Origin of the sequence: Halococcus saccharolyticus DSM 5350 (assembly GCF_000336915.1) — an archaeon.
In the GTDB taxonomy this organism is placed as follows: domain Archaea; phylum Halobacteriota; class Halobacteria; order Halobacteriales; family Halococcaceae; genus Halococcus; species Halococcus saccharolyticus.
The window spans coordinates 149694-162339 of the sequence record NZ_AOMD01000016.1 but is presented as its reverse complement, the minus strand read 5'-3'; the positions used below and the strand labels follow the sequence as shown (position 1 = coordinate 162339).

The following is a 12646-nucleotide window of genomic DNA, read 5'->3' as shown; positions in this document are numbered from 1 at the left end:
GTCACGACCGCCGATACCGTGTGGTTCGCGCTCGCGTTCGCCGAGTCCGGCTCCGCCATCACCGACACGTTCTCGCTCGTCTCGTTCATCGTCCTGTTCGCCATCGTTCCGTTCTCGACACCCATCTCGGTCTCGTTTCCAGTCTCGTTGGTCGTCGCACCGGTCGTCGTTCCGTTGGCTGGGGTGTCGGTCGTCGTTTCGTTGACTATCGTCGTTGCATTGCTCGCCCCGGTATCGTTGGCCGACGTGTCGTTGGCCGACATGGTTTCCTCGGCAGTCGTCGTTTCGTCAGTTGCCGACTGGTTCGACGCATCCTCGGCTGCCGACTCGCCGGTGACTTCGAGTGGGACGGTAGTCTCGGCGTCCTCACCGACGACGGTCACAGTGAACTCGTACTCACCGGCCGGGACGTCAGTGAAGTCCATACCAACGATATCGGTCCGTTCGAGGTCAGCGGGCGACAGGTCCGTGTCGTTGCCGTAGGTGATCGCGTCGATCTGCTCGTCGCTGAGGTTCGAGGCAGAGACCTCGACGTCGTAGGACTCCTGTGCCGGCCCGTAGACGATGTTGAGGTTGAGTACGTCGCCGTCGGTCGAGTCGACGGTGTTCGCACAACAGTCCCTGAATCGCGCGTTCAGCGGATCCTCAGCCGAGGGGCTGTAGAAGTCCTCCTCGCTCGCGTTCTCACTGGTCTCGTTACCGGCGTCCTGTGCACCGACCGTCCCGACCGCGCCGACGGTACCGACGGCAGCCGCCATGACGATCAGGCCGGCGAGAAGCAAACTTCGGTGTCGTTCGTTCGTTCGTGTCATTGTTCAAATTTTCCTCCCAGCGACGATGGACGATCGACGTGTCCGGATTCCCAACAGTCGAGATTCCATCACGCTGCCATCCTGCTGTTGGAGGTTGCTGTCTTCCACACGTTATCGGAATAAATTCCTTTTGGTGACGACCATCCGCATCGAATGGCCCGCGGTGCGTTTCCGGGAGTTCGGTCGTGATTCGGAAAGGTCGATCGACGGTTCGAAACGACCGATCACTCGACGTGGTCGCGTTTCAGCGAGAGCGTGGTTCGATCGAACTCGCAGACGAGGTCGTCGTTCTGGTTGAACGCCTCGACGTGCATCGTGACGACGCCGCGCTCGCCGTCGCTGGTCTCGCGTTTCTCGACGACGGTCGAACGCGCACGGATGGTGTCGCCGTGGAAAACCGGGGCCGGGTGTTCGACGTCGTCGTACGAGAGGTTGGCAACGATGGTGCCATCGCTCGTGTCGGGGATCGTGAGACCGACCGCGAGACTCATCGTATAGAGCCCGTTGACGAGTCGCTCGCCGAACTGGCTCTCCCCGGCGAACTCGCTGTCGAGGTGGAGCGGCTGCTGGTTCATCGTCATGTCACAGAACTGTTGGTTGTCGCTCTCGCTCACCGTCCGGCGTTTGTCGTGCTCGATCGTCTCGCCCTCGTCGTAGTCCTCGTAGTAGCGTCCGACCATACGGCCCCCCTCTCGCGCTTGCGCCGAAAAGCCACCGGTGAGCCGCCACCACAGCGCCGCCACCGTCGGTGGTGCGTCGGACACATCGTTGAAACCCCCTGCCGTCCCAACACGCGTATGGCTCGCAGAAGCGTGCTGTTCTCGCCCGGTGATCGACCCGAGATGTGCCGAAAGGCTCCCGAAACCGGCGCGGACGTCGTGGTGTTCGATCTCGAGGACGCAGTCGCGCCCGCCCGGAAGGCCGAGGCCCGCACAGCGGTCGCCGACGTACTCGCCGGGTTCGACCCCGACTGCGAGGTCTGTGTTCGGGTCAGTTCCACCGATTCGACCGCCGATCTCGACGTCCTCCTCGACGACGCGCCCGACGAACACCGACTCGATTCGCTCATGCTGCCGAAAGCCGAAACGCGCGAAGACGTTCGCTCGCTCGCCGAGGGAGCCACCGAGCGTGGCCACGACCTCCCGGTGTTCGCGCTGGTCGAAACTGCCCCTGGAATCCTCCATACCGAGGAAATCGCCGCCGCCGAGCCCACGACCGCAGTGTGCTTCGGCGCGGAGGATCTCGCGGCCGATCTCGGCGCGAGTCGGACCGAGGAGGGAACAGAAGTGCTCTACGCCCGCGAGCACGCCGTCCTCGCGGCGAGTGCGGCCGGCGTCGACGCCATCGATACGGTGTTCACCGATATCGAGGACGAGGAAGGACTCGGAACGGAAACCGAATTCGCCGTCGAACTCGGCTACGACGGTAAGATGGCGATCCACCCTGCACAGGTCGATCCGATCAACGACGCCTACACCCCGAGTCCGGAGCATGTCGAGTGGGCCGAGCGCGTGCTCGACGCGCGATCCGAGGCCGACGCCGACGGACGGGGCGTGTTTAGGGTCGACGGCGAGATGATCGATGCGCCGCTGATCGCCCAGGCCGAACGAGTCATCGAGCGGGCGGACGCCGCCGGTCGCTGATTACCTTATACACCTCAATATTATTCGTGTGGTATGTATCTCGACACGCTTAACAGGCGGCTCGGCGAGGTACGGGTATGTCCGAGCAGGTGAACCCGTTCGAGAGCCTCCAGGAGCAAATCGACGATGCCGCAGCTCATCTCGATGCATCCGACGACCAACTCGAACGGCTCAAACACCCCGAGCGCGTGCTCGAAACCACCCTCTCGATCGAGGACGACGACGGATCGCTGGCGACGTTCAAAGCTTTCCGCTCACAGTTCAACGGCGACCGCGGTCCCTACAAGGGCGGCATCCGCTATCATCCGGGTGTCACCCGTGACGAAGTCAAGGCGCTTTCGGGTTGGATGGCGTACAAGTGCGCGGTGGTCGACATCCCCTACGGCGGCGGAAAGGGCGGCATCGTCATCGATCCCAAGGAGTATTCCGCAGTGGAACTCGAACGCATCACCCGCTCGTTCGCGACCGAGCTCCGGCCGCTGATCGGTCCGGATCGGGACATCCCCGCACCGGACGTCAACACCGGCCAGCGCGAGATGAACTGGATCAAAGACACCTACGAGACCCTTGAGAACACCACCGCACCCGGCACCGTCACTGGCAAAGCGATCGCGTCGGGCGGCAGCGAGGGCCGCGTCGAGGCGACGGGCCGCTCCGTGATGCTCACCGCGCGCGAAGCGTTCGACTATCTCGGCACTGACGTCGCGGACGCGACGGTCGCCGTGCAGGGCTACGGCAACGCCGGCGCGATCGCCGCCCGTCTCCTCGACGAGCGCGGTGCGACCGTCGTCGCGGTCTCGGATTCGAGCGGTGCAGTATACAATGACGACGGCCTCGACGCCGAAGCCGTCAAGGACCACAAAAACGAGACCGGTAGCGTCGCCGAGTACGCGGACGCCGACGAGGAGCTCTCGAACCGGGAACTCCTCACCCTCGACGTCGATCTCCTGATCCCGGCGGCGCTCGAAAACGCCATCGACGCCGACATTGCGGCAGACGTCGCGGCCGACGTGATCGTCGAGGCCGCGAACGGGCCGCTGACGCCCGAAGCCGACGACGTGCTGGCCGACCGCGACGTCTACGTCCTTCCCGACGTGCTCGCCAACGCCGGCGGTGTCACGGTCTCGTACTTCGAGTGGGTGCAGAATCGCCGGCGGTTCTACTGGTCCGAAGAGCGCGTCAACGACGAACTCGAAACGGTGATCGTGAACGCCTTCGACGGGCTCGTCGAAACGTTCGAGGACCGCGACCTTCCCACTTTTCGGATGGCCGCCTACGTCGTCGCCATCCGGCGCATCCTCGACGCCCACGAAGAGGGCGGTACGTTCCCCTGAAAGCCCTCGGAACTGCGCGGGCCATCGGCCCGCGCATCCGGCCTCGCTACGCTCGGCCGGACGCCTGACGGCGGTTCCTCGCCCTTTTCATGTTGCTCAAAAACGCCGCGCAGCGGCGTTTTTGGCATGCGAAAAATCTTCGATTTTCAGCACCACCAGGACAGCATTGCGCGACCCGCGCTGTCGCGTCTGCTCACGGGCGGCCCGCCCGTTCGCACGGGCCGAGGCGCTACGCGCCTCGTGGCGGCACGCGCTGAAGTCCCCGTCCCTCCCCGTGCGGCCGCGATAAACGCGGCCGCGTGGCTTCCTTCCGCCTCCGCACCGCCACTACACAGCTTCTGCACCGCCACCGCATAGCTTCCGCACAGCCACCGCTACCGCACAGCACCGCCACTCCGGATAGCTGTGCAAGCGCTCATCGCCAATACGGGCAGCCTTCGCGTTCTGCGGACGAACATCAATAGCAGTCGCTATCGAACTGACAACCCTCAGTCACTAAATCGTGAAAATAACGTTTCATCCGCCGTCGAAAACTCGACGGCCGAACGTCAGGAGAACAGCGCGGCGGCAGCGTCGATGGCCGGATCGGTGACGAGCCCGAACGCGGGGATCAAGAGCACCGTCACCAGACCGGCGGCGACCACCGCGGTGTACAGCCCGATCGGGTAGCTATTGAGCGAGAGATCGCTGGCAGGGTCGTTGAGCCACATCGCCTTGACGACCCGGCTGTAGTAGTACAGCGACAGCACGCTGTTGACGACGCCGACGGCGGCGAGCCACCAGAAGCCCGCACCGACCGCCTCGTAGAACAGCAGGTACTTCGAGAGGAACCCGCCGCCGAGCGGGATCCCCGCGAGGCTGAACATGAACACCGTCATCGCGACGCACGCGATCGGTGCCTCGCGCCCGAGGCCGTTGTAGTCCTCGAACGTCCTCCCCACGGAGCCCCAATGCTCGACCAGCGCGACGAACAGGAAGGCACCGGTGTTCATGAACCCGTACACGAACAGGTGGACCATACTCATCCCGAGCACCGACGGATTGTTCCCGCCGCCGAGTGCCGCGAGGCCGATCAGGACATAACCCGCCTGACCGATCGACGAGTACGCCAACATCCGCTTCACGTTGTCCTGGGTCGCGGCCGCGAAGTTGCCGAGCGTCATCGTCACGACGGCGAGGATCTGGAAGGCGAGCACCCAGTCGACGCTCGACGTGATGTCGAGCCCGAACGCCACCGTAAACACCCGGAACGCCACCACGAACCCGGCGGCCTTCGAGGCAGAGGAGAGGAACGCCGAGATGGGGGCCGGTGCGCCCTCGTACGCCTCCGGTGCCCAGAAGTGGAACGGAACGCTCGCGGTCTTGAACGCGAATCCGGCGAGCACCATCAGGACGCCGATCCCGAGCACGCCCGTGAGTTCGGTCTCTGCCGCGGCCGCGGCGACGTCGCTAAAGAGGAGACTTCCCGTGGCGGCGTAGACGAGGCTGATCCCGTACGCAAAGATCGCCGACGAGAGCGCGCCGATCAGGAAGTATTTCAGTCCTGCTTCGACGCTACCACGGTTGTCCTTCAGGAAGGCGACGAGAGCGTACGTCGGCAGCGAGACGAGTTCGAGGCTCACGAACGCGACCGCGAGGCTGCCTGCGGAGGCGAGTAGCGTCATTCCGGTCGCGGCGAGCATCACGAGCGTGTAGTAATCCGCCTGTTCGGTCTCGCCCGCGAGGTAGTCGTAGCTCGCGACCGTGACGAGCGTCGCGACGCTCGTGAAGATGATCGTGAAGAAGAGACTCATCCCGTCGACGACGAGCTGACCGCCGTAGAACTGCACGCCACCATTGGTTCCCGTTCCGGTGACCAGCAGCGCGCCGGCAGCGACGAGCGCGGCCAGCGAGCCGACCGTCGCGGTGCCCGAGAACAGCGTGCGGTTCTTCGAGTGCGGGTCGATGCTGTCGATGACGAACAGCGCGAGCGCGGTCAGAGCGAGCAGCAGCGTCGGCGCGAGCGCGGTCAGAGGTGCCATTCAGGCACCACCCCCCAGCAGCGGGCCGACTGCGTCCTGGATCATGCCGAAGAACACGTCGGGCGCGGTACCGAGGCCGATGATACAGACCACGAGCACCGCGAGCGGCACCACGTCGTGGAACGCCGCCCGGCCGATCGTATAATCGGTATCGAGCCGGAACTCGCCGAACAGCGTGCGCTGCATCGCGTAGAGCAGGTAGCCCGCCACGATCACGATGCCGAACATCGCGATCGCGGTGAACACCATCGAGCCCGCGAACTCGGCGGCGAACGAGCCCTGGAAGATGAAGTACTCGCCCATGAACCCCGCCATGAACGGCAGCCCCATGTAGGCGAAACAGCCTGCGATGAACATGCCGGTAGTGACCGGCATCCGGTCGGCGAGTCCCGCCATGTCACCGACCATCCGGGTGTGGGTCGTGTTGTAGATCACGCCGACACACGCGAACAGCAGCCCGGAGATCAGGCCGTGCGAGAGCATCTGGAAGGTCGCTCCGCCCAGCCCGAACTCGGTGTACGCCACGAGACCCAGAATGACGAACCCCATCGACGAGATCGACGAGTACGCCACGATCCGTTTGAGGTCCTGCTGGGCGAGTGCGAGCATCGCGCCGTAGATCACGCTCACCACCGCGAGGATCGCGATGTAGGGCGCGAGATCGGCGGCCACGTCCGGCAGCATGGTGAAGTTGAACCGCAGCAGCGCGTACGTCCCCATCTTCAGGAGGACGCCCGCCAGCAGCACCGATGCGGGCGTCGGAGCCTCGACGTGAGCATCCGGCAGCCACGTGTGGACCGGCACGATCGGCACCTTGACCGCGAAGCCGGCGAACATCGCGACGAACGCGATCAGTTTGAGCGTGTCCGGTCCGACGCCGCCGAGCGAACCGAGCTCTCCGGCCCGGATCGCTTGGGCGATCGCGGGCATGTCGAGGCTCGTGACCGCATCGCCGAGCCCGAACACCAGCGCGGCGAAGCCGAGGAACATCACGAGCGTCGCGACGTTGGTGTAGACGAAGAACTTGATCGCGGCGTACTTCCGGCGAGGGCCACCCCAGACCCCGATCAGCATGTACATCGGGATCAGCACGATCTCCCAGAAGACGAGCCACGCGAAGAAATCCAGCGCGACGAACACGCCGAGCAGGCCGGTTTCGAGGAACAGGACGAGACCGTAGAACTGCGAACGGCGCTCGTCGATCGGCGTCCACGCCGTCAGGATCGCGAGCGTCGTGAGTACTGTGGTGAGCACGACGAGCGGCATGCTGATGCCGTCGACGCCGACGTGCCAGTTGATCGCGTACGGGCCCACCGAAATCCACTGGACCATCGTCTCGTAGGCCAACGTGCCGCCGTCGAGGAAGGCGTTGCCCGAGCCGTCGAACCCGAACCACATCAGGAAGCTCGTCACCAGTGGGAAGAGGCTCGCGACCAGCGCGCCGACGGGTGCGTAGTCGTCCGGGAGGACGAACACGACCAGCGCGCCGAGCAGACAGAGCGCGAGCAGGATCTCGATCAGCATTCAGAACCACCCCCCGATCAGGCCGAAGATCACGAGGAGCGCGACCAGGCCGAGCGAGAGGAGCGCAGCGTAGTTCGTCACGATACCCGTCTGGATCCGTTTGATCCGGCTGCCCGAAAACAGGCTCACGCTCGACACGCCGTTGACCGTGCCGTCGATGATACCTTGGTCGAACGTGTCGGCCGCGCGGGCGACCCGCGCGGTCGCGTCGGCCAGCCAGACCTGATACTCGTCTTGATAGTAGTTGCTCATGAGAACCGTCTTCGCGTTACCGAGTCGGTCGGTGTGGTGGTCAGGATCGGGGCCACGGTAGAGCGTGTAGGCGAGGCCCGCGCCGGCGAGCGCCAGCCCGAGCGAGGCGACCACGCCGAGCAGCACAGTTATGGACTCACTGCCGATGTAGCCGCTCGCGTAGCCGGTGAGGTCGCCGTAGTGGTGGGCAGTCAATCCCTCGAACCCGCCGTCGAGCCACTGGTGGAGGAAGTCGATCCCCTCGATCCCGAGGACTTTCTGCACCGGCAGCATGTTGATGAAGCCGGCGACGACCGCCAGCACCCCGAGGACGACGAGGGGAGCTTTGACGTTCCAGCCGACTCCGTGTGGGTTCCGGGCCGTATCGCTGCGTGGTTCGCCGTGGAAGGTGAGCAGCACCATCCGGAAGGTGTAGAAGGCGGTGATTGGCACCGCGAGCAGTCCCATGGCGTACGCGCCGAGCAAGAGTGGACTCGATCCGAGCCCGTGGATCAGCGCCTCGTAGAGCACCTCGTCTTTCGACCAGAAGCCCGCGAACGGGAAGATACCCGCGAGCGCGAGCGAGCCCGCGAGGAAGGTGTAGTAGGTCACAGGCATTCTGTCCTTGAGCCCGCCCATGTCCCACATGTTCTCGTTGTGGTGCATCGCGATGATGACCGAGCCGGCACCGAGGAACAGCAGCGCCTTGAAAAAGGCGTGGGTCATCAGGTGGAAGGTCGCGGCGACGTACCCCCCAGCACCGAGCGCGAGCATCATGTAGCCGTACTGTGAGATGGTCGAGTACGCGAGCACCTGCTTGATCTCGCGCTTGACGACGCCCATCGTCGCCGCGAACAGCGCGGTGAACCCGCCGATGAACGCGATGATCGCGAGCACGGTCGGGAGCAGCGCGTAGAAGCCGTACATCCGGGCGACGAGGTACACACCGGCGGCGACCATCGTCGCGGCGTGGATCAGCGCCGAAACAGGCGTCGGGCCCTCCATCGCGTCGGGGAGCCACGTGTGCAGCGGGAACTGCGCCGACTTCCCGATCACGCCGCCGAGGACGAGGAGACCGAGGATCGTGAACCACGTCTCGGGGGCGAAACCGAACGTCGAGACCGCGCCCGCACTCCCTTCGCCGAGCACCACCTCGGCCAGCCCGGGGAAACTCTCCTCACCAGCGAATTTTGCGGTGCCGAAGGTGGCGAGGATGCCGACGACGCCGACGAGGAAGAAGTAGTCCCCGAAGCGCGTGACGAGGAACGCTTTCTTCGCCGCGCTCGGCGGCGCGTCGTCGCGGTACCAGTGACCGATCAGCAGCCACGAGCACAGCCCGACCATCTCGAAGAACATGAACGCCATGAACAGGTTGTCGGCGATCACGAACCCGAGCATGCTCGCTGTGAAGAGGCCGAGGCCGGCGTAGTACCGGGGCAGTCCCGGCTCACCCTCGTCGTTCATGTATCCGAGGCTGAACACGTGGACGAGGAAGGCGACCAGTGAGACGATGATCAGCATGAGCGCCGCGAGCGGATCGATCAGTACCCCGAGATGGAGTTCGATCCCCCCGGCGGCGACGAACGTGTAGAGTTCCTGGTTGTAGGTGTTGCCGCCAGCGACGGTGAGCGCCATCCAGATCGAGAGCACGAGCGAGCCGGCCGTCGCGAGGATGCCCGCAAACGCGCCCTTCTTCGGGAGGAATCGGCCGCCAAACAGTGCGATCACGAACGATGCGAACGGCAGGAGTGCAATCGCGGGTGCGTAGTCGAATGCCACCATCTTACCACCTCATAGTCGTCGCTTTCGTTACGTCCACGCCGCGGAAGTTGCGGTAGAGGACGAGGATGATACCGATACCGACCGCGACCTCCGCCGCGGCGAGCGCGATCGTGAACAGGCTGAACACCTGTCCGGTGAGGTTCCCGTACTGAAGCGAGAACGCGACGAGATTGATGTTGCCGGCGGTGAGCATGATCTCGACGCTCATCAGGAACAGCAACGCGTTCCGCCGCGTCAAGATGCCGAACAGCCCGATGCAAAACATCGCGGCCGAGAGCACGAGATAGTACTGGGCGGGAACCATCAGCGTCCCTCCTCGCCGCGGGAGCGGTCACGGCCGCCGTCGGTGCGGGCGGAACTGTCGTCAGTGGCGTCGTCGGTGCTGTTCGATCCGAACCGGAGTGCGCCGGCGATCCGACCATCCTCCTCGGTTTTCGCGAGCATCACCGACGCATCGAGTGCGGCGTCGAGGACGACCGCGATGACGATGAACGCGACGAGAAAGCCCTCGCTCGGGTGGACGCCGCCGGGGAGGTTGAACATCGCGTAGCCGATCGAGGCGGTGATCGACCCGTCGCCGGCGAAGCCGGTCGGGTCCGGGAACGAGGCTGTCAGAAAGACGGCCGCAAACACGCCGAACAGCGCGAGCGCGATCAGCCCGGGTAGAAAGTTCCCGTCCGTCTTCAGCTTGGGGCGAGTCGTCACGAAACCGCCTCCTTCGGATCGTCAGTTCGAGTGAGCATGACGGCGAAGGTGATCAGGATGAGCACCCCGCCGACGTACACCAGGATCTGCATCGCCGCGAGGAACTCCGCGTTGAGCATCACGTAGTGGACGGCGACGCTCAGAAGCGACACCCCGAGCAGCAGCGCGGAGTGCCACACGTCCTCCACGAGCACGACCCCGAGACTGCTCGCCACGGTGACGAGTGCGAACAGCGCGAACGCAATCGCCTCGTACGGTAAGGCTGCCATTAGCTCCACTCGTGTTGGATGGTGTTTGAAGGTTTCGAGACCCGCGCGAGCGCTCGCCCGCGTGGGCAACGGCGCTGTCGCGCCATCACTGGCCCCCCATCCTCGATCGCTTCGACTACCGTTCGCCCGACGGAGCCGTCGCTATTGCCCTATGGCGATCATCCGCAACGCGTTCTCGATCGTCGCCAGACGCTCGCTCTGGCCGGTGATTCCATGACGGGCGGCGACGTACTGCGGATCGTTGTATCCCACCCTGACCGCTCCGTTTTCGTCCTCGTAGACCAGTAGTTTCTGCGGCAGATCGATTCCCGTCGTTTGACTCGCCTGCATCAACGGCGTCCCGAGCTTTGGATTGGCGAACAGGACGACCGTGGTTGGTCGGAGCTCCATCCCGACCGAGTCAGCGTTCGCGGCGTGGTCGAGCGTCGTCACGACCGAGATACCGTCGGCCGATTCGAGCGTGCGCTGAACGCGACCGACGGTCGCGTCCACGCTCTCGCCGCCCGCGACGGTCACGACGCCGTTGCCGTCCCCAAGCAAGGCGTTCGGGTTCGTCCTCGGTCGGTTCACGTCACTACCAGCGAGCGTTTCGAGTACACTGTCGATGGTTCCGAGGCGCTCGTCCTGGCCAGTGATGTCGTGTCGTGCCGCGAGATACGCCGGACTGTTGTATACCACGTTCGTTCGGCCGTTTTCGTCCTCGTAGACCAGTATCTTCTGCGGCAGATCGACTCCCGTCGTTTGACTCGCCTGCATCAGTGGTGTGCCGACGTTCGGATTACCAAAGACTAGCAGCGTCGTCGGTCGGAGCTCCATCCCGACCGAGGCGGCGTTCGCGGCGTGATCGAGAGTCGTCACGAGTGTCAACCCATTCTCCCTGATTCGCCCTTTGATCCGCTCGACGGTCGCCGGAACGCTCTCGTCGGTTTCGGCAGTCACGAGCCCGTTGCCGCCGGCTGCCCCGCCGTCAGTGCCAGCGATGAACTGTTTGGCGATCGGGAGCACCTGCTCCATCGAGCGCGCCTCGTTGAACGCGTCGGGCGATGGCCGCTGGAGGTGCAGGAGTTGGAAGTACGTTTGGTGTTCGGCCTCCACCGAGTGGATGCTGAGCGCGGCCTCCAGCACTTCATCGTTGTCGATCAGCGGCGCGGCCCCGGCGTACGCCGACACTCCGACGGCTTCGAGCCGGTCGGCGATCGCCACGAACTCCGCGATCGAATCGTACGAAAACTCGTAGGCGGCAGGTTCGACCGGCGTTCCGCCGAGGTCGGTGATCGTTTGGCTGAGTGCCTCGACGTGGGCCTCCTCGTGATCCCGAACGTCCTGGATCTGCTGGTACGTCGAGTATCTGAGGGTGGGTCGCGCGAAGTACTTCGCCACCGCCGAACGCTCGACCTCGCTTTCGGAATATTCGGCGAGGAAGTCGTTGTAGTACGCCGCTTCGAGATGCTCCAGCGCCAGCGCGTAGTTCAATACCTCCACGTCGCTCGGCGACGAATCAGTTTCACCATCGTTGTTGCCCGCCACTACACCGCTGGTGGCCGAGAGCGCGAGCGCTCCGGCACCCGCGAGCGCCGCATCGCTCATGAACCCCCGCCGTGAGCGTCCGCCGTCGGCACTCGCCTGTCTATCGTTCTCTTTCCCATACAGATCAATCGTCTATTTGCACCAAAAAACTATGCCGGAATTGCGACCGATACGTCCAACGACTATCTCGAAGGGCCGACCGAAACACTATCTGGCCGCCGAAGACGATCTGGCGCTACTCGATCGATCCGAGCGAACAGGCCAACACGACTGGAGAATCGGAAGAGGGGATTACCGTCGCATCTCGTCGACTGGTGACGAAACGAGTCCGAAAACTACTGATAGTCCACTTCGCCTTCGCCCTCGCCGATCCACGCGCCGCGGTCGGGTTCACGAGATTCGAGCGGGTCGATGTCCTTGTACCACGGAACGTTCTTCAACTGCTCTTTGTTGTATGCGAGGTCGTCCTTGGTGTCGCCGGTGAACTCGAAGTTCTGGGTCAGGAGGATGGCGTCGACGGGACAGACTTCCTCGCACAGACGGCAGTAGATGCACTGGCCGATGTGGAGGTTGTACTGCTCGCCGTTGCGCTGCTCGTCCATCACGATCTGGATCGTGTCGTTCGGACAGACGTTCTCACACTGACGACACCAGATGCAGCGCTCCTGGCTGAACTTGTGGACCCCTCGGAAACGGGGACTGACCTCGGGTGCGACGTCGGGGTACTCGACAGTGAACGTCGAGCCGTCGAGCGCGTGTTTCATCGTCGTTGCCATCGATTTGAGGATTCCGATCATG

Annotated in this window: 11 protein-coding genes and 2 pseudogenes; 2 read left to right on the top strand and 11 right to left on the bottom strand. The window is 64.2% G+C overall.

All coding sequences use genetic code 11. The features are described from left to right. Positions 1–812 (bottom strand): annotated as a pseudogene (locus tag C449_RS06485) (PGF-CTERM sorting domain-containing protein); the annotation flags it as partial. 224 nt (positions 813–1036) lie between these two features. After that, the gene (locus tag C449_RS06480) at positions 1037–1546 is read right to left on the bottom strand and encodes a MaoC family dehydratase (protein ID WP_338035211.1); all 510 of its coding nucleotides are present in this window, start codon (positions 1544–1546) and stop codon (positions 1037–1039) included. A 63-nt stretch (positions 1547–1609) separates the two neighbouring features. On the opposite strand from C449_RS06480, the gene C449_RS06475 reads away from it, so the two are divergent. Together C449_RS06475 and C449_RS06470 are read left to right on the top strand one after the other, a co-directional pair. Next, positions 1610–2455 carry an HpcH/HpaI aldolase/citrate lyase family protein gene (locus C449_RS06475; RefSeq protein ID WP_049913935.1) on the top strand — a complete coding sequence of 282 codons (846 nt, stop codon included), beginning with the start codon at positions 1610–1612 and terminating at the stop codon, positions 2453–2455. Between the two features lie 77 nt (positions 2456–2532). Then, positions 2533–3789 carry a Glu/Leu/Phe/Val family dehydrogenase gene (locus C449_RS06470; protein ID WP_006077172.1) on the top strand — a complete coding sequence of 419 codons (1257 nt, stop codon included), beginning with the start codon at positions 2533–2535 and terminating at the stop codon, positions 3787–3789. 548 nt (positions 3790–4337) lie between these two features. Here the strand turns inward: C449_RS06470 and C449_RS06465 are convergent. From C449_RS06465 to C449_RS06430, 9 genes and pseudogenes are all read right to left on the bottom strand, one after another. Then, positions 4338–5810 carry an NADH-quinone oxidoreductase subunit N gene (locus tag C449_RS06465; protein WP_006077171.1) on the bottom strand — a complete coding sequence of 491 codons (1473 nt, stop codon included), beginning with the start codon at positions 5808–5810 and terminating at the stop codon, positions 4338–4340. Then, positions 5811–7334, bottom strand: coding sequence for a complex I subunit 4 family protein (locus C449_RS06460; protein ID WP_006077170.1), 1524 nt, complete (start codon positions 7332–7334; stop codon positions 5811–5813). It abuts the gene before it with no gap. Then, positions 7335–9347 (bottom strand): NADH-quinone oxidoreductase subunit L, encoded by a 2013-nt coding sequence (gene nuoL, locus C449_RS06455; protein WP_006077169.1) that lies wholly within the window; start codon positions 9345–9347, stop codon positions 7335–7337. It abuts the gene before it with no gap. A 1-nt stretch (position 9348) separates the two neighbouring features. Beyond that, positions 9349–9651 carry an NADH-quinone oxidoreductase subunit NuoK gene (gene nuoK / locus C449_RS06450; RefSeq protein WP_006077168.1) on the bottom strand — a complete coding sequence of 101 codons (303 nt, stop codon included), beginning with the start codon at positions 9649–9651 and terminating at the stop codon, positions 9349–9351. Further along, positions 9651–10052: an NADH-quinone oxidoreductase subunit J gene (locus tag C449_RS06445; RefSeq protein WP_006077167.1), complete on the bottom strand. Its 402-nt coding sequence runs from the start codon at positions 10050–10052 to the stop codon at positions 9651–9653. Before C449_RS06445 ends, nuoK begins: the two co-directional genes overlap by 1 nt. After that, positions 10049–10321 carry an NADH-quinone oxidoreductase subunit J gene (locus tag C449_RS06440; RefSeq protein WP_006077166.1) on the bottom strand — a complete coding sequence of 91 codons (273 nt, stop codon included), beginning with the start codon at positions 10319–10321 and terminating at the stop codon, positions 10049–10051. The genes C449_RS06445 and C449_RS06440 overlap by 4 nt, the downstream gene beginning before the upstream one ends. A gap of 141 nt (positions 10322–10462) precedes the next feature. After that, the gene (locus C449_RS18925) at positions 10463–11179 is read right to left on the bottom strand and encodes a DUF302 domain-containing protein (RefSeq protein ID WP_338035210.1); all 717 of its coding nucleotides are present in this window, start codon (positions 11177–11179) and stop codon (positions 10463–10465) included. A gap of 108 nt (positions 11180–11287) precedes the next feature. Then, positions 11288–11908: pseudogene (locus C449_RS18920) on the bottom strand (ferritin-like domain-containing protein); the annotation flags it as partial. A 275-nt stretch (positions 11909–12183) separates the two neighbouring features. Further along, the gene (locus tag C449_RS06430) at positions 12184–12645 is read right to left on the bottom strand and encodes a NuoI/complex I 23 kDa subunit family protein (protein ID WP_005044531.1); all 462 of its coding nucleotides are present in this window, start codon (positions 12643–12645) and stop codon (positions 12184–12186) included. Between the last annotated feature and the right edge of the window lies 1 nt (position 12646).